Source organism: Streptomyces beijiangensis, assembly GCF_017315755.1.
Taxonomy (GTDB): domain Bacteria; phylum Actinomycetota; class Actinomycetes; order Streptomycetales; family Streptomycetaceae; genus Streptomyces; species Streptomyces beijiangensis.
Window position 1 is genome coordinate 18,234 of sequence record NZ_JAFLRJ010000170.1, and the last position, 15,842, is coordinate 34,075.

Sequence of the window (15,842 nt, forward strand, 5' to 3'; positions counted from 1 at the left end):
CTCCTCTGGCGAAAAGCCTGGGTGGGCTGCCCGGTGAACCTAAGGCGGCCTTCAAATCAAGGTCAATCCCCGTGCATGACAACGTTGTTATCGGTTGCGCTACGGACCGCTGATCCAGCGGTACTGGAGCTCGGGACGCCCGATCTGTCCGTACTGCGGCGCACGTCCCGCCCGGCCCGTGTCGACCAGGTGCTCCAGGTAACGGCGGGCGGTGATCCGGGAGATGCCGATGGTGGCGGCGGCTTCGGTGGCGGTGGTGCCGGTGGGGCTCCGGCGCAGCGTCCCGATCACCGCGTCCAGGGTGGGGGAGCTCAACCCCTTGGGCAGGACGGCGGGTTGGGGTGCGCGCAGGGTGGCCAGCGCGCGGTCGACCTCGTCCTGGCCGCTGGCCTCGCCGGCCGCGGACGCGGCGCGGAACTCGGCGTAGCGGACGAGCCGGTCGCGCAGGGTGGGGAAGGTGAAGGGCTTCAGTACGTACTGGACGACACCGAGTGAGACCCCCTCGCGGACCACGGCCAGGTCACGGGCCGAGGTGACCGCGATGACATCCACCGAGTGGCCGGCGGCGCGCAGCGAGCGGACCAGGTGCAGGCCGTGGCCGTCGGGCAGGTGCAGGTCGAGGAGGAGCAGGTCGACGGGGGCGCCGTCGGCGGTGGCGCGGTCCAGGGCGCGGACGGCCTCGGCGCGCGAGTGGGTGGTGGCGACGGTGGTGAAGCCGGGGACCCGGTTGACGTAGAGGGTGTGGGCGTCGGCGGCGACGGGGTCGTCCTCGACGACGAGGACGCGGACGGGCGTGCTCATGGGCGTGCTCATGGACGGCGTACCTCTTCCGGGAGGGGGAGCGACACCGTGAACTCGCTCCCGCTGACTGTCACTTGGCCGCCGTTGCGATGCGCGGTCTGGCGTACGAGGGCGAGACCCAGACCCCGGCCCTCGCTCTTCGTCGACCAGCCGAGCCGGAAGACGTCGGCGGCGTCCCCGTCCGGCACGCCGGGTCCTGTGTCCGCGACCCGCAGCAGGAGTTCGCCGTCGGCCGTACGCACCGAGACCGTGACGCGGGCGCCCTCGCTGCCCTGGGCCGAGTCCAGCGCGTTGTCGATGAGGTTGCCGAGAAGGGTGACGAGGTCGCGCGGCGGCAGCAGCCCCTCCTCGATCTCGCTCTCCTCCGCCAGGACGAGCTCCACGCCGCGCTCGTTGGCCTGGGCCGCCTTGCCGAGGAGGAGGGCGGCGAGGACGGGTTCGGCGACCGCGCCCACGACACGGTCGGTGAGCGTCTGGGCGAGTTCGAGCTCGGCCGTGGCGAACTCGACCGCCTCTTCGGTGCGGTCGAGTTCGATCAGCGAGACGACCGTGTGGAGGCGGTTGGCGGCCTCGTGGGCCTGGGCGCGGAGCGCCTGCGTGAAGTCGCGTTCGGAGTCCAACTCGCCGCTGAGCGCCTGGAGTTCGGTGTGGTCGCGGAGGGTGACGACGGTGCCGTGCTGTTCGCCGCCGCGGACCGGGCGCGTATTGACGACCACCACCCGGTCCGCGGTGAGGTGCACCTCGTCGACGCGCGGCTCGGTGGCGAGCAGCGCGCCGGTGAGCGGCGCGGGCAGCCCGAGGGAGGCGGCGCTGCGGCCGACCGCGTCCGCGCCGAGGCCGAGCAGCTCGCGTCCGCCGTCGTTGATGAGGGCGATCCTGCGCCGGCTGTCGAGCATGAGGAGGCCCTCGCGGACGGCGTGCAGCGCGGCCTGGTGGTAGTCGTGCATGCGGCTGAGCTCGGCGGCGTTCATGCCGTGGGTGTGGCGGCGCAGGCGGGCGTTGATGACGTACGTACCGAGACCGCCGAGGGCGAGCGCCCCGCCCGCGAACCAGAGCAGCACGCCCACCTGCTGCTGGATCTGCGCGTCGATCCGGTCGACGGTGATGCCGGCGCTGACCAGGCCGGTGATGCCGGTGCCGTCGCGGACCGGGGTGACGACGCGGACGGACGCGCCGAGCGTGCCGGTGTAGGTCTCGGCGTACGTCTCGCCCCGCAGGGCGGGGGCGATGTGGCCGAGATAGCGGGCGCCGATCTCCGTCGGGTCGGGGTGGGACCAGCGGATGCCGTTCCGGTCCATGATCGTGACGAAGGTGACGCCGGTGGAGGTGCGGACCTGCTCGGCGTACGGCTGGAGGACGGCAGTGGGGTCCGGGCCGCGGATCGCCTCCCGTACGGACGGTGACAGCGCGACCGCACGGGCGGCGGCGGTGGCCTGGCGGCGGGCGGCGTCCTGGGCCTGGCGGTTGTCGGTGACGTAACTGAACAGTGCGCAGCCCGCGACGATCACCGCGACCAGCACGACCTGCATCGCGAAGAGCTGGCCTGCCAGGGAGCGGGGTCGGGGGGCGGATATACGCATGCGAGCAGTGTGCCTGGCGGAAAAGCGGTGAACGTAATGCACGGAAGGGTGACGGGGGTCACAGCCCGGTGGATAGTCGCGGGGATCCATCGGGACGTGGAGCAGCAGACGAGAGGGAGGGCAACGTGGCCCCCACCAGGCGGGACCGGACGCACTATCTGTATCTGGCCGTGATCGGCGCGGTCGTGCTCGGCATCATCGTGGGGTTCGCCGCCCCCGGGGTGGCCGTCGAACTCAAGCCGATCGGCACCGGGTTCGTGAACCTGATCAAGATGATGATCTCGCCGATCATCTTCTGCACGATCGTGCTGGGCGTCGGATCGGTTCGCAAGGCGGCGAAGGTCGGGGCCGTGGGCGGGCTCGCGCTCGGCTACTTCATGATCATGTCGGTGGTGGCCCTCGCGATCGGTCTGCTGGTCGGCAATCTGCTGGAGCCGGGGGCCGGGCTGCATCTGACGGAGGCGGCGCGGAGTGCGGGGGCCAAGCAGGCCGCGGGCGCGAGCGAGTCGACCGTGGAATTCCTGCTCGGGATCATCCCGACCACGATGGTCTCCGCCTTCACCGAGGGCCAGGTGCTGCAGACCCTGCTGATCGCGCTCCTCGCGGGGTTCGCGCTGCAGGCGCTGGGGCCGGTGGGCGCGCCCGTGCTCAAGGGCGTCGAGCACATCCAGCGGCTGGTCTTCCGCATCCTCTCCATGATCATGTGGGCGGCACCGCTGGGAGCCTTCGGGGCGATGGCGGCGGTGGTCGGTGAGACCGGCGTCGATGCGCTGAAGGCGCTCGCCGTGATCATGGTCGGCTTCTACATCACCTGTGCGCTGTTCGTCTTCGTGGTGCTGGGCGCGCTGTTGAAGCTGTTCACGGGGATCAACATCTTCCGGCTGCTGAAGTATCTGGGCCGTGAGTTCCTGCTGATCCTCTCCACCTCGTCGTCGGAGTCGGCGCTGCCGCGACTGATCGCGAAGATGGAACACCTGGGGGTGAGCAGGCCGGTGGCCGGGATCACGGTGCCGACCGGCTACTCGTTCAACCTCGACGGCACGATGATCTATCTGACGATGGCCTCGATCTTCGTGGCCAACGCGCTGGACAAGCCGATGAGCGGCGGCGAGCAGATCTCCCTGCTGCTGTTCATGTTCGTCGCGTCGAAGGGCGCGGCAGGCGTGACGGGCGCGGGCCTGGCGACCCTGGCGGGCGGACTCCAGTCGCACCGTCCTGAACTGGTCGACGGGGTCGGGCTGATCGTGGGCATCGACCGCTTCATGAGCGAGGCGCGCGCGATGACGAACTTCGCGGGGAACGCGGTGGCCACGGTGCTGGTCGGGACGTGGACCAAGGAGATCGACAAGGAACAGGTCGAGGAGGTCCTGGCGGGCCGGCGGCCGTTCGACGAGAAGATGCTGACGGACGATGTGCCGGTGGTGCCCGAACAGCGGCCCGGTGACAAGGAGTTGGCGGAGGAGCGGGCCTGACGGCTTGGGTGGTCGCATTGCGCGACGGGCGGTACGGGAGGATCCTCCCGTACCGCCCGTGCGTCGTTTCCTGCGTCGGGGGCTCAGCCCTGGAACTGCGCGAGGAGCTCCACGAGGTGCGCCTCGATCGCGCTCTTCTCGATGCCGAGTCCGGACAGCGGACCCGTGCCGTCCTCCAGCTCCAGCAGGGCGAGCAGGATGTGCTCGGTCCCGATGTAGTTGTGCCCCAGGCGCAGGGCCTCCCGGAAGGTGAGCTCCAGGGCCTTCTTCGCGGACGCGTCGTACGGAATGAGCTCGGGCACCTCCTCGACCGCGGGCGGCAGCTGGGCGCTCGCAGCCTCCCGTACGGCGTCGAGCTGCACCCCCTGCGCGCGGATCGCGACCGCCGCGAGGCCCTCGGGCTCGATCAGCAGCCCGAGGACGAGATGCGCGGGGACCATCTCGGCCTGGCCGGCCGCCTTGGCCTCGTTGTGCGCGGCCATGACGACGTTGCGGGCGCGCGGAGTGAACCGGCCGAAGCCCGCGCTGGGGTCGAGGGCGGCGGCGGCCGGGTCCTTGAGGTCCTTCGGCACGAAACGCTTCTGGGCGGCCTGTTTGGTGACCCCCATGCTCCTGCCGATGTCGGTCCAGGAGGCGCCGGAGCGGCGGGCCTGGTCCACGAAGTGGCCGATGAGGTGGTCGGCGACGTCGCCGAGGTGATCGGCGGCGATGACGGCGTCGGAGAGCTGGTCGAGGGCGTCGGGGTGGACCTTTTTGATGGCCTCGATCAGGTCGTCGAGGCGGACGGGGGGCGTCGGACGGACTGGATTCGCCATGCGTCAACCTTAGGTTGACGGTCGCTGGACCGTCAACCCTTAGTTGACGATTGACTGCGCGGTTGCATACGCGAGGATCGAGGGCGCCGCCTCCCGCAGCGATGCGAAGTGCCGGTGCACGCCCTCGACCGGGAGCGGCGTGTTCACGCCCCACACGGTCATGCCGGCCCGGAGCCCCGCCTCCACCCCCGAAGGCGCGTCCTCGACGACGAGGCAGTTCCCGGGTGCGGCCCCCAGTCGCTCGGCGGCCAGCAGGTACGGCACCGGCGACGGCTTCCCCTCGCTCACCCCGGCGGCGTCCACGATCACCTCGGGCAGGGGGAGTCCCGTACGGGAGAAGCGGCCGCGGACGCGGTGCTCGTAGTTGGAGGTGACCAGGGCCCAGGATCCGGCGGGCAGGCCGCGCAGGAGCGGGGCGGCGCCATCGAAGGCGGAGTACATACCGGAGCGGACGTCCTCGTCCTCCAGGGCATGGAACTCGGCGAGGCACTGGGCGGGGTCGAGCGCGGGCGCCACGGCGGCGAACGTCTCCGAGGGTCTGGTGCGCAGCGCCACCCGGTACACCTCGGCGGGGTCGAGGTGGTGGCGTGCCGCCCAGGCTGCCCAGACGCGGCGCTGGTTGTCGAGGGCGTCGATCAGGGTGCCGTCGACATCGAAGAGTACGTATCCGGCCGAGGTGTTCACGGTGCCATCGTCTCAGTTGCGCGATTTGCGTGTGCATTAACATCTCTTGGAATGCGTACGGGGAAAGGGCGGGCTGTTCATGGGTGACCAATTCAAGGTCGATACGGACCAATTGGGCAGGTTCATCGACACATTGAAGCAATCACTGACAGATTTGGACGAAGCGCGCAAAGCGCTCTCCCATGTCCGTGCCGACCAAATAGGTACCCCGCGGCTCGACGAGGCGTGCGACACCTTCCAGCAGAAGTGGAAGTACGGGTCCGAGCAGCTCAGCGAGATGATCGGGGCGATCAGCGAGGGCGTGAAGTCCAACAAGCTGAGCTACGAGGAGTTCGAGAAGAATCTGGCGGCCGCCCTCACCAAGATGGCTAACACCATCGACTCGAGCGGGGGCGGGCAGGGCTGATGGCCGCCAATCCGTATCCGAACCTCGGCTGGAACCCCGTCACGGGAATGCCCAACGAAGTCTCCGCCCTGCAGCAGAAGGTGCAGGCCGCAGCGAGCGCGCTGAGCAGTTCGCACGCGCAGATCGAGAAGCTCCTCGGCGAGAGCAGCCACTGGGAGGGGGAGGCGGCGAACGCCTTCCGTGACGCGCTCGACGGCGAACTCCCCACGTACATGAAGAACGCGGCCCAGTCCCTGGAGAAGGCCTCGACCTGGCTGGGCACGTGGCACGGGGACCTCACCTCGCACCGGGATCTCGCGCAGAAGTACGACGGCGAGGCGGGCGAGAAGAAGACCGCCGCCGACAACGCCAAGGTGCAGCACGACGAGGCGGGCCGTAACCCGGACCTTCAGCTGGGCGGGAAGCAGTACCCGAGCCAGGAGGAGGCGGACGCCGCGACGGCGCGGCTGCGGGCGGCCGAGAAGTCGCTGGGCGATGCGGCCACGCACCTCACCAACGCCAACACGGCGTACAACGACGTGATCACCAAGGCCCGCACCCTGGAGACCCAGCACGGGGACCGGGCCGGGATCATCGCGGGCAAGCTCGACGAGGCCGACGACAAGCTGGCGCCCAAGGAGCCGGGGTGGTTCTCCAAGACGCTCAGCGCCATCGGGGACGGGCTCAAGGCGGCCGGGCAGTTCCTGCTCGACCACGCGGGGACGATCGGTGCCATCGCGGGTCTGCTGGCGCTCTTTCCGACGCCGCTGGCGCCGCTGTTCGCGGGGATCGCGGTCGTCGCGAGCGCGGCCTCCATGGGGAAGAACCTGGCGAATGAGGACTTCAGGGACTCGTTGTGGGGTGAACACGGCTGGAAGGAAGGGCTGACCGCATGGGCGTCCGTCGGCGGCGACACGCTGGGCATGCTGCCCGGGGTCGGTGCACTGGCCAGGGCGGGCAGTGAAGCCGGGCTGGCCGCTGCCGTGGCTCGCGAGGGCGGGGAGGCGCTCTCGGTGGGGGCGAAGGCGAGTGCGTTCACGAGCGAGGTCGTACCCGCCTTCTCGTACAAGGTGCTTGACGCGGCTACCAGCTCCGGAGTCGGCAAAGCTTGGGACTTCGCGACCAACGGCGTCAATGTGGTCGCAAACGTCGGGTCGTCACTGGAGACCATGGGTGTGCTGCCCGACGGCGGTCCTGGCCACGACTCGACCGAGGCGACCAAGGCGGCAGCCGCCGCGAAGGGCGGGATCGGCGCGGTGTCCGACGTGGTGACCGACATCGGTGAACTGATCAGGGGTGTCCGGCTGTGACAGCACTCGATTTCTCCAGCGGGGCGCAGGCGCCCGAGCGGCCGGCCTTCTGGTATGGACTGCCGCACGGCTACCGGCAGTTGGACATCCGGCCCACCGCCGAGGGGCTCGCCGAGACTGCCCGGCAGATCCTCCAGCTCCCGGAGGAGCAGCGGACCCAGGCCGACGAGGTCTTCCGGATGTACGCCGGCGTGGTGGCGATGTTCGACAAGCAGCAGGTCCAGGGCTGCGCGCTGGGCATGCACCCGGACGGCGACGGGGGCCTGACCCTCTCGGCACTGGTCGTCTCGACCGTCGCGATGCCGGGGACGAACCCCAAGGCGGTCCTCGCGGCGATGCTCGCCGAGGGGGGTGACGACGGCGTACGCCCGGTGGAACTGCCCGCAGGCACCGGCTTCCTGAGCGAAGTCGTACGGAACGCGATGGCGCCCAGCGGCGAGGACGAGCCCGTCTGGCAGGGACTGGTGGCCGTACCCGATACCCGGACGTCGTCGGTGGTCGCGGTGCAGCTGGTGACCTGTTCTGTGCGGCTGGCCGACGACTACCGCGGGATTCTGCTGGGTGTTGCCCGCACCCTGTCCTTCACCGACCCCGAACTGGCCGGTGGGGGCGGCGACTTCACGCCCGCTGCGGACGGGCCGACGGCAGAAGCAATGAGGAGCGATTTCGGATGACCGGTACGCAGAGCACGCGACAGGCCGCCTATGCCACGGACGGCACGGACTACCGGGGTGCGGCGCGGCATCAATTCGTTTATGCGCTGAAAGGGTTCTTGAAGTATCTGGTGGGAGGCGTGTTGCTTATCGCCGTGGTGGTGCTGGGTCACAAGGGGTATCTGATCCCTGTGGGCATCGTGGGGCTCCTCATGATTGCCTATGCCGGGCAGTTCTGGATCCCTGAGCTGAACTGGGCATTCAGGGTCCGCCGCGTGCTGCGTACGTATCCCCTCGTCTTCCGCACCCCGGCGGAGCAGGTCTTCGCGGGGGCCACGGGTACGGCCAGGCAGCTCCGTATGGGCGGGAAGGGCGCGGGCGGTTCGCCGTTGATGCGCGGGAAGTTCATGAGGCCGAACAGCGGCAGCTGGCCGGAGGGGGCCAAGTCCGGTGTGTGGTTCGCCGGGGACGACGCGTTCGGCGGGCTGGCGATCGTGCCGGGCAGTGGGGAGCTGTTCTTCATGCAGCCCGACGGTTTCAGGCACAACGCGTCGGCCTGCGCCGCCCGTGAGGCCGCGGGTGAGGACCGCCGGCAGAAGGCGTCCAGTGCCGGACTCCAGCAGTTCGTCAACTTCCAGGTGCGCTGGTAGCCACCCGGCCCAGGAAGTCCGTGCTGTCCGCCCACTGGTCCACGGATCCGGTGGGCGGCAGCGCCTTGAGCTCCGGGTCGTCGACCGTCGCCAGCAGGGCGTCCGCGAAGCGGTCCGCGCGGATGACCTGGAAGGGGCGGGAGCGGTAGGGGCGCCGGGTCGGGTCTACGGGGCCGGCCGTCAGGCCCAGGGCGTTCTGGCGGCGCGCCAACTCCTCGTACGCGGCGCAGAGTTCGTTCTCCCGGTCGGCGTACGTCGTCGCCGCGAGCACCCCGCGCAGCGTTGCGCCGAGCCGCGCCGCATCCGGTACGTCGCGTGCGAAGGCGCTGCCCAGCCACTTGGTGTACGGCGCGTACCGGCGCGCCTGCAGCAGCGCGAGCCGCATCAGTTCGCGTACCTGGCGGGCCGCGGCCACCGCCGAGCCCAGGTCGTCGCCCACCTCCGCCGTACGCCCGACGAACGCCTCCTCCTGCGAGAGCTTCTGCCACTGGCAGCCGAGGAGATGGCGCCAGACCTGGTCCGGGTACCAGGCCAGGCGCTCGCGCACCGGGCCGAGGACGCCTAGCCCGTCGTGGAAGACCGCGCCGCCGGTGACCTCGGCCAGCGCCTGCTGCGGGACGGCCAGCCAGTTCCGTACGGACAGCTCGCCGGCCGTCGGATCGACGCCGAGCCGTTCGCGGAACCAGGCCGCCGGGTCCACGGGGTGCACCCGGTGGCTGAGCGGCTCTCCGGTGAAGTCGAGATGGCCCACGGGGTCGCCCGGGTCGCCGCTCTCCCGGTACCTGGTGGGCCAGCCGCGCACCGCGTCCGGCATCCGCTCGGCCAGCAGCCGGTGGATCGCGTCGCCCTGCGCGGCCACCGCGTCCGCGGGGAGGAAGAGCTGCAGCTGCGGGCCCCAGTCGTGGTCGGCCGAGCGTGCGGTGTCGAAGCCGAGCACCTCGGAGCCGGAGCCGATGCGCGCCGCGCTGTGCGGGAGCCGGGGGCAGGCGGCGGCGAGGAGCGGACGTACGGCCTCCTCGTAGAGGGCGCGGGAGAGTTCGAGTCCGGGGAGGAAGGTCGCGTCGATCGGCACGCGGACACCTTGCCACCGTGGGCGCGACGGAGCCCACACCTTTTTTACGGCTCTACGGCTCTACGGCTCTACGGCTCTACGGCTCTACGGTGTGTCGGCGCCCAGCGCCCCGGCGATGACCGATGCGGCCCTGGCCGCGGGGACGCCCGCCGTGGTGAGCGCCGTGTGGGCGGCTGCCGCTGCCGCTTCCTCCGCCGGGAGGGCGCCGTCGTTCACCGCCTCCATCAGGGCGAAGAGCGACTGCTCATGGACGTACGCGATGGCCGCGGCCGGCAGGGGTGAGGTGAACACGCCCTCGTCCAGGCCGCGTTGGAGGAGGTCGGTGCACTCCTTGCGTACCGGCGTCAGCCGTTGCTTGATGCCCTCCACCGTGACGCTGCGCTGGGCGAGTGCGACCAGCAGGCGGTAGCGGTCGGCGATCTTCCAGGCCGCGAGGGTGGCACGGGTCAGGGCCTCGGCGGGGTCGTCGATGCCTGCCGTCGCCGTGGTGTGGGCGTCGGTCACCGCTTCGGCCGCGTTGTCGACCAGGGCCGCGATCAGGGCCTCGCGGCTGGGGAAGTGGCCGTAGACCGTGCGGCGGACCACGCCGGCGGCGCGGGCGATCTGGTCCATGGAGGCGTCCGCGTCGTGCAGCAGCTCGGTGAGCGCCACGTCCAGGATGCGGCGGCGGTTGGCGTCTGCGCGTACGGAGGTCACAGGTCCATTTTGCACGGGTCCCCTTTTGTGCTGGTCATTTTGCACACCGGCGTGCATCGGCGTAACTTGCACACCAGTGTGTAATTGCACAGCAGTGTGCAAGTCAATGGGAGGTGGGCAGCGGTGACGCTGTGGGCGAAGCAACCGGTGGACGAGATGGAACGGCCCTACGCGCGGCGCTGGTGGGCGCTGGGAGTGCTCTGCCTGAGCCTGCTGATCATCGTCATGGCGAACACCGCCCTGACGGTCGCGGCTCCGGACATGACCAAGGACCTGGGGCTGACCAGCTCGGACCTGCAGTGGGTGATCGACGGATACACGGTTCCGTACGCCGCGCTGATGCTGCTGCTCGGCGCGATCGGCGACAAGTACAGCCGGCGGGGCGCGCTGGTGCTTGGGCTTGTCGTCTTCGGCGGAGGCGCGGTCGCGGGCTCCCTCGTCGGGAGTTCGGCGGGGGTCATCACCGCACGTGCCGTGATGGGCGTCGGCGCGGCGATGATCATGCCGGCCACGCTCTCGCTGCTCGCCGCCACCTTCCCGCGCGCTGAGCGCGCCAAGGCGATCGTGCTCTGGACGGCGACCGCAGGACTCGCCATCGCGGCCGGTCCGCTGGTCGCGGGGGCGCTCCTGGAGAACCACGGGTGGGCGTCGACGTTCCTGATCAATGTGCCGATCGCCGCGCTCGCGATCATCGGTGCGTTCGTCCTCGTACCGCCGTCGAAGGCCCATCACCACGGGCGGATCGACTACGTGGGCGGGCTGCTGTCCGTCGTATGGATCGGTGCGCTCGTCTACATGATCATCCAGGGCCCGCACTTCGGCTGGGACGCGAAGGCGCTCGGCGCCGCGGCCGTCGCGGCTGTCGGCCTGGTGGCCTTCGTGGTCTGGGAGCTGCGCTGCCCGCGGCCGGTCCTGGACGTACGGCGCTACCTCGACCGGGGGTTCGCCGGATCGAACCTCGCCGTCGCCCTCTTCTTCCTGGCCGTCTTCGGGGCCTTCTACTACCTCACGCAGCATCTGCAGTTCGTGCTCGGTTACACGCCCCTGGAGACGGGGGTACGGATGCTGCCGCTGGCCGGCGCGGTCTTCGTCGGGTCCGCGCTGACCGGGCTGCTGACCCCGCGGCTCGGCATGAAGGTGACCGTCACAGCGGGCATGGTGGCCGGGACGGTCGCGCTGGCGCTGCTCACGCAGGTCGACGCCTCCTCCACGTACTCCGTCTTCGTCGCCCCGCTCGTCATCCTCGGCCTGGCGATCGGCCTCGCGCTCTCGCCCTGCACGGACGCGATCATGGGCGCGTTCCCCGAGTCCGAACTGGGCGTCGGCGGCGCGGTCAACGACACCTCCCTGGAGCTGGGCGGCTCGCTGGGGATCGCGATCCTGGGCTCGGTGCTGGCCGGTTCGTACTCCTCGCACCTCGCGGACGCGGTGGGCGGCAAACTGCCCGCCGACGCGCTGAGCGCGGCGCAGGACTCGGTGGGCGCAGGCCTTGTCGTCGCGCAGAAGGTGGGCGCCCAGGCGGGCCCGCAGCAGGCGCAGGCGCTGGTGCGGGCCGTGGACAGCGCCTTCTCTGACGCGGTCGCGCACACGAGCCTGATCGGCGCGGTGATCCTGGGGGCGGGCACGGTCCTGGTGGCCGTACTGCTGCCCGGCCGGCGGCGCCGGGCAGCGGCCAAAGCGGAAAGCGCCGAGGTCAAGACGCCTGTGTCGCAGGCCGGTTGACCGTCTCCGCCAGAGCCCGCGTCAGCCAGTCCCCGGTGTGCGAGAACGTGAAGCCGAGGCGGGTGGCGCGGGTGGTGGCCATGCCGTACGAGCGGGCGAAGGCGAAGGGGGACGTCTCGCCCAGCTCCACGGTCCGGTACGTCACCGGGGCGCCAGGAGCGAGTGCGGCGACGATGTCCTGGGTCGTCAGCGGCCCGTGCGAGGCGGCGTTGACCGGGCCGGTGAAGTCCTCGCCCGCCGCCCAGAACAGGAACGCGGCGATCTCGTCCACGTTGATGTACGTCGCCGGGTGGTTGAGGGGCGGGACAGCGATCGCCTCGCCCGTGCGGATGCGGTCCGCGTAGTGCGTGACGCGGCCCGTGAAGTCGTCGGCGCCGCCCAGGACATGGGCCACCCGTACCGCTGTGTACGGGAAGCCGGATGCCGACGCGAAGACCGCCTCCGCCTGGCGCTTGCCCTCGCCGTAGTGCGCGTCCAGGAATTCCGCGTCGCCCCAGGGGAGTTCGAGGTCGACCGCGGTCTCGCGCGGGTCGATCGCCGACTCGGGGACGGGGGCCGGGGAGTCCTCGTACTCGTACACCTCAACCGTCGAGGTCATCACATAGCGGCTCGTGCGGTCCGCGAAGACCCGGCGGGCGATGTCCGCCTGGACCGGGGTGTAGCAGACCTGGTCGATCACGACGTCGAAGGTCCGGTCGCCGAGAGCCGCTTCGAGCGATGCCTCGTCATTGCGGTCGGCGACCAGCTGCTCCGCTCCGGACGGCGGCGCGGACGAGCCCCGGTTGAGGACCGTCACCCGGTCCCCGGCCGCGAGCAGCAGCGCGACAAGTCGCTTCCCGAAGTAGCGGGTACCCCCGATGACCAGCACGTTTCGCATTTCTGCACCCCTTGAGTCCATGGGTACAAGTGTTACGTTGGCGCTCCGCGCACTGAAGGGGGAAACGTGGGAGATCTCGTCGCCGTACCGAAAGAAACGCGGAGTTCCCGGCCCGCCGCCAACGAATCCTCATCAGGGTTCGACGCGGTCGACCGGCAGCTCCTGGAGCTCGTCCAGACCGAGGGCCGCCTCAAACTGAGCGAGCTGGGCCGGCGTGTCCGGCTGAGCCCGGCCGCCGTCACCGAGCGGCTGCGCCGGCTGGAGACGAGTGGGGCGATCACCGGATACGGGGCGCGGGTGGATCCCCGGCGTCTCGGCTACGGGATCGAGGCATTCATCCGGGTCAATCCGCACGGCGGGTACAACCTCAAGCATCCCAGGACGCTGGAGCTGATGGAGCGTCCCGAGATCACCGAGGTGCACCACGTGGTCGGCGAGGACTGCTGGATCGTCAAGGTCGCCGTCGCCGACACGGTGCATCTGGAGGAGATCCTGGAGGAGGTGTCGGCGCTGGGGCGGACCACGACCTCGATCGTGCTGACGTCGCCGGTCAGACAGAAGCCGCTGCCACCGGTCATGCGCTGACCTCATACGGCAAAAGAATCCCCCGGACGAATTGACGTCCGGGGGATTCTTTCGCGTATATTGGGCACTTCATGTCTTGCGCATGGGAAAGGCATGAAGAAGTCTTATGTGTGCACTGTATCGCGTCAGGAGCTGAATTGTCAACCGAGGAATTGCGGAATGAACAGCAATACGTCTCACGGCTCTACGAGCGCCTGGACGGGATCCGCGCGCAGGCCGAGGCGGGGGTGGAGCGGTCGTTCGCGGCCGTCGGCAGCGGGCAGCAGGCCCGCGTGGAGAGGGATGTGATCGTCGCCGAGCGGTCCGGTCTGCTCGCCGCCCTGAATTCCGTGGAATCCGGTCTCTGTTTCGGCCGTATCGACCTCGTCGGCGGAATTCACCACCACATCGGACGTATCGGAATCAGGGAGTCCGACGCGGAGCGCACCCCGCTCGTCGTCGACTGGCGCGCGCCCGTCGCACGCTCCTTCTACCTCGCCACCGGGCATGCGCCCATGGGGCTGCGCCGCCGCCGGCACATCACCACATCCGGCCGTACGGTCACCGCGCTCCACGACGAGATCCTCGACCTCACGGACGCCGAGCGCACCGGTTACGAGGGCGCGGACGCCGACGCCGTGCTGCTCGCCGCGCTCGACTCCGCGCGCACCGGTCGCATGCACGACATCGTGCAGACGATCCAGGCCGACCAGGACCGCATCATCCGCGCACCCCACCAGGGCGTGCTCGTCGTCGAGGGCGGGCCCGGCACCGGCAAGACCGTGGTGGCGCTGCACCGGGCCGCGTACCTCCTCTACGCCCAGCGGGAGCTGCTGGCCCGGCGCGCCGTGCTGATCGTCGGCCCGAACCCGGCCTTCCTCGGCTACATCGGCGACGTCCTGCCCTCGCTCGGCGAGACGGGCGTCCTCCTCGCGACCCCCGGCGAGCTGTTCCCGGGCGTCGTCGCGACGGGCACCGACACCCTGGAGGCCGCCGAGATCAAGGGCCGGCCGGAGATGGCCGACGTGCTCGCCGACTTCGTACGGGACCAGCAGCGCACCCCCGAACCCGGAGCGCCGATCGAGATCGCGCACGACGACGGCGCGCTCGTACTGGACTGGACGATCGCCTACGAGGCACGGTCCAAGGCCAGGGACGCGAAGCTCCCGCACAATCTCGCGCGCCCGCACTTCGCGTTCCGGATCATCGACCTGCTGACCACCCAGCTGGGCGACAGGCTCGGCGCCGATCCGTACGGCGGCCCGAACTTCCTCGGCCCCGACGACCTCGCCCTGCTCGGCAAGGGCATCGCGGCCAGCTCGGAAGTGCACGCGGCCATCGAGGAGTTGTGGCCCCACCTCACCCCCGAGCAGCTTCTCGAGGACTATCTCGCCGACCCGGTGCACCTGCCCGAGACCGACATCGAAGCGATCCGGCGCAAGGGCGGCGAGTGGACCGTCGCCGACATTCCGCTTCTCGACGAGGCGGCCGAGCTTCTCGGCGACGACGACTCGGCGGCACGGGCCGCCGCCGAGGCCGCACGGCAGGAGCAGATCGACTTCGCGCAGGGGGTGCTCGACCTCTCGCACGGCTCGGAGTCGTACGAGTTCGAGGACGAGGAGTCCGAACTGCTGGCCGCGCACGACATCATCGACGCCGAAAGGATGGCCGAGCGCCACGAGGAGGCCGACCACCGCAGCGCCGCCGAGCGCGCGGCCGCCGACCGGAGCTGGGCCTTCGGCCACATCATCGTGGACGAGGCGCAGGAGCTCTCCGCGATGGCATGGCGGCTGCTGATGCGGCGCTGCCCCACCCGGTCGATGACACTGGTGGGCGACCCGGCCCAGACAGCCGAGCCGGGTGGCTGCGGCGCGTGGGACACGATCCTCGCGCCGTACGTCGAGGACCGCTACGAGCATGTCCGCCTCGGGGTCAACTACCGTACGCCGGTGGAGATCATGGACGTCGCGGCCGCGTTCCTGAGGAGCGAGGACCCGTCCTTCGAGCCGCCGAGCTCGATCCGTTCCACAGGTGTACGGCCCTGGGCGCGGCGCACCGACGACCTGCCCCGCGCGGTCGCCGAAGCGGTCGCGGCGGCAGCCACCGAGTCGGGCCACCTCGTGGTGATCGCCCCGGAGGAGCTGCACGGCGCACTGCTCACCGGACTCCCGGACGCAGGGCACGGCCGGGCTCCCGACCTGACCCGGCGCGTCGTCCTCCTCACGCCGCGCCAGGCCAAGGGCCTGGAGTTCGACACGGTGCTCGTCGTCGAGCCCGCGCGGTTCGCGGCGAGCGACCTGTACGTGGCCCTGACCCGTGCCACCCAGCGGCTCGGTGTTCTGCACACCGGTGAACTGCCGGACGGACTCGGGGGGTTCACACAGGCCTGAGCCAGATCGTCGACAGGGGCGGCAGGGTGAGCTGGATGCTCGACGGGCGGCCGTCGTGCGGGACCGACTCCGGTTTCAGGGGGTCGGGGTTGCGGACGTCGCTGCCGCCGTAGCGCGACAGGTCGGTGTTGAGGACCTCCTGCCAGGCGGGGACGGCGCCGGGGACGCCCA

Annotated in this window: 16 protein-coding genes; 8 read left to right on the forward strand and 8 right to left on the reverse strand. The window is 70.4% G+C overall.

The window, feature by feature from the left end:
- Positions 1-99 precede the first annotated feature (99 nt).
- Both J0695_RS19055 and J0695_RS19060 read right to left on the reverse strand, forming a co-directional pair.
- Positions 100-813 (reverse strand): response regulator, encoded by a 714-nt coding sequence (locus J0695_RS19055; RefSeq protein ID WP_206963295.1) that lies wholly within the window; start codon positions 811-813, stop codon positions 100-102.
- Positions 810-2,381 (reverse strand): sensor histidine kinase, encoded by a 1,572-nt coding sequence (locus J0695_RS19060; RefSeq protein WP_206963296.1) that lies wholly within the window; start codon positions 2,379-2,381, stop codon positions 810-812. Before J0695_RS19060 ends, J0695_RS19055 begins: the two co-directional genes overlap by 4 nt.
- Positions 2,382-2,506: 125 nt before the next feature.
- On the opposite strand from J0695_RS19060, the gene J0695_RS19065 reads away from it, so the two are divergent.
- Positions 2,507-3,853, forward strand: a complete 1,347-nt coding sequence (locus J0695_RS19065) for a cation:dicarboxylate symporter family transporter (RefSeq protein WP_206963297.1) — start codon at positions 2,507-2,509, stop codon at positions 3,851-3,853.
- A gap of 83 nt (positions 3,854-3,936) precedes the next feature.
- Here J0695_RS19065 and J0695_RS19070 read toward each other — a convergent pair whose 3' ends face one another.
- Both J0695_RS19070 and J0695_RS19075 read right to left on the reverse strand, forming a co-directional pair.
- Entirely contained in the window at positions 3,937-4,668 is a 732-nt protein-coding gene (locus J0695_RS19070) for a Clp protease N-terminal domain-containing protein (RefSeq protein ID WP_206963298.1), read from the reverse strand.
- A gap of 39 nt (positions 4,669-4,707) precedes the next feature.
- The gene (locus J0695_RS19075) at positions 4,708-5,352 is read right to left on the reverse strand and encodes an HAD family hydrolase (RefSeq protein ID WP_206963299.1); all 645 of its coding nucleotides are present in this window, start codon (positions 5,350-5,352) and stop codon (positions 4,708-4,710) included.
- Positions 5,353-5,431: 79 nt separating this feature from the next.
- On the opposite strand from J0695_RS19075, the gene J0695_RS19080 reads away from it, so the two are divergent.
- The 4 genes from J0695_RS19080 to J0695_RS19095 are packed head-to-tail and all read left to right on the forward strand — an operon-like array spanning position 5,432 to position 8,350.
- The gene (locus tag J0695_RS19080) at positions 5,432-5,758 is read left to right on the forward strand and encodes a DUF6317 family protein (RefSeq protein ID WP_206963300.1); all 327 of its coding nucleotides are present in this window, start codon (positions 5,432-5,434) and stop codon (positions 5,756-5,758) included.
- Positions 5,758-7,047, forward strand: coding sequence for a putative T7SS-secreted protein (locus tag J0695_RS19085; protein ID WP_206963301.1), 1,290 nt, complete (start codon positions 5,758-5,760; stop codon positions 7,045-7,047). The genes J0695_RS19080 and J0695_RS19085 overlap by 1 nt, the downstream gene beginning before the upstream one ends.
- Entirely contained in the window at positions 7,044-7,721 is a 678-nt protein-coding gene (locus J0695_RS19090) for a hypothetical protein (protein ID WP_206963302.1), read from the forward strand. The genes J0695_RS19085 and J0695_RS19090 overlap by 4 nt, the downstream gene beginning before the upstream one ends.
- Positions 7,718-8,350 carry a hypothetical protein gene (locus J0695_RS19095; protein WP_206963303.1) on the forward strand — a complete coding sequence of 211 codons (633 nt, stop codon included), beginning with the start codon at positions 7,718-7,720 and terminating at the stop codon, positions 8,348-8,350. Before J0695_RS19090 ends, J0695_RS19095 begins: the two co-directional genes overlap by 4 nt.
- Here the strand turns inward: J0695_RS19095 and J0695_RS19100 are convergent.
- Positions 8,328-9,422: a DUF4037 domain-containing protein gene (locus J0695_RS19100; protein ID WP_206963304.1), complete on the reverse strand. Its 1,095-nt coding sequence runs from the start codon at positions 9,420-9,422 to the stop codon at positions 8,328-8,330. The genes J0695_RS19095 and J0695_RS19100 overlap by 23 nt on opposite strands.
- An 84-nt stretch (positions 9,423-9,506) precedes the next feature.
- The gene (locus J0695_RS19105; RefSeq protein WP_307798684.1) at positions 9,507-10,118 is read right to left on the reverse strand and encodes a TetR/AcrR family transcriptional regulator; all 612 of its coding nucleotides are present in this window, start codon (positions 10,116-10,118) and stop codon (positions 9,507-9,509) included.
- 123 nt (positions 10,119-10,241) lie between these two features.
- Between J0695_RS19105 and J0695_RS19110 the strand changes: the two genes are divergently transcribed.
- Entirely contained in the window at positions 10,242-11,840 is a 1,599-nt protein-coding gene (locus J0695_RS19110) for an MFS transporter (protein ID WP_372445794.1), read from the forward strand.
- On the opposite strand, the gene J0695_RS19115 is transcribed toward J0695_RS19110, so the two are convergent.
- A complete protein-coding gene (locus J0695_RS19115; RefSeq protein WP_206963306.1) occupies positions 11,812-12,717 on the reverse strand; it encodes an NAD-dependent epimerase/dehydratase family protein in 906 nt (301 codons plus the stop codon). The two genes, J0695_RS19110 and J0695_RS19115, sit on opposite strands and share 29 nt — an antisense overlap.
- 66 nt (positions 12,718-12,783) lie before the next feature.
- Between J0695_RS19115 and J0695_RS19120 the strand changes: the two genes are divergently transcribed.
- Together J0695_RS19120 and J0695_RS19125 are read left to right on the forward strand one after the other, a co-directional pair.
- Entirely contained in the window at positions 12,784-13,302 is a 519-nt protein-coding gene (locus J0695_RS19120; RefSeq protein ID WP_206963307.1) for an Lrp/AsnC family transcriptional regulator, read from the forward strand.
- A 137-nt stretch (positions 13,303-13,439) separates the two neighbouring features.
- A complete protein-coding gene (locus J0695_RS19125) occupies positions 13,440-15,671 on the forward strand; it encodes a HelD family protein (protein ID WP_372445795.1) in 2,232 nt (743 codons plus the stop codon).
- Here J0695_RS19125 and J0695_RS19130 read toward each other — a convergent pair.
- Positions 15,658-15,842, reverse strand: a 185-nt coding sequence (locus J0695_RS19130) for an alpha amylase C-terminal domain-containing protein (protein WP_206963308.1), incomplete at its 5' end; no start/stop codon positions are given. The genes J0695_RS19125 and J0695_RS19130 overlap by 14 nt on opposite strands.

Coding starts and splice junctions, on each gene's coding strand:
- J0695_RS19055 (WP_206963295.1), bottom strand. CDS start 813: ATGAGCACGCCCATGAGCACGCCCGTCCGCGTCCTCGTCGTCGAGGAC.
- J0695_RS19060 (WP_206963296.1), bottom strand. CDS start 2,381: ATGCGTATATCCGCCCCCCGACCCCGCTCCCTGGCAGGCCAGCTCTTC.
- J0695_RS19070 (WP_206963298.1), bottom strand. CDS start 4,668: ATGGCGAATCCAGTCCGTCCGACGCCCCCCGTCCGCCTCGACGACCTG.
- J0695_RS19080 (WP_206963300.1), top strand. CDS start 5,432: ATGGGTGACCAATTCAAGGTCGATACGGACCAATTGGGCAGGTTCATC.
- J0695_RS19085 (WP_206963301.1), top strand. CDS start 5,758: ATGGCCGCCAATCCGTATCCGAACCTCGGCTGGAACCCCGTCACGGGA.
- J0695_RS19095 (WP_206963303.1), top strand. CDS start 7,718: ATGACCGGTACGCAGAGCACGCGACAGGCCGCCTATGCCACGGACGGC.
- J0695_RS19115 (WP_206963306.1), bottom strand. CDS start 12,717: ATGCGAAACGTGCTGGTCATCGGGGGTACCCGCTACTTCGGGAAGCGA.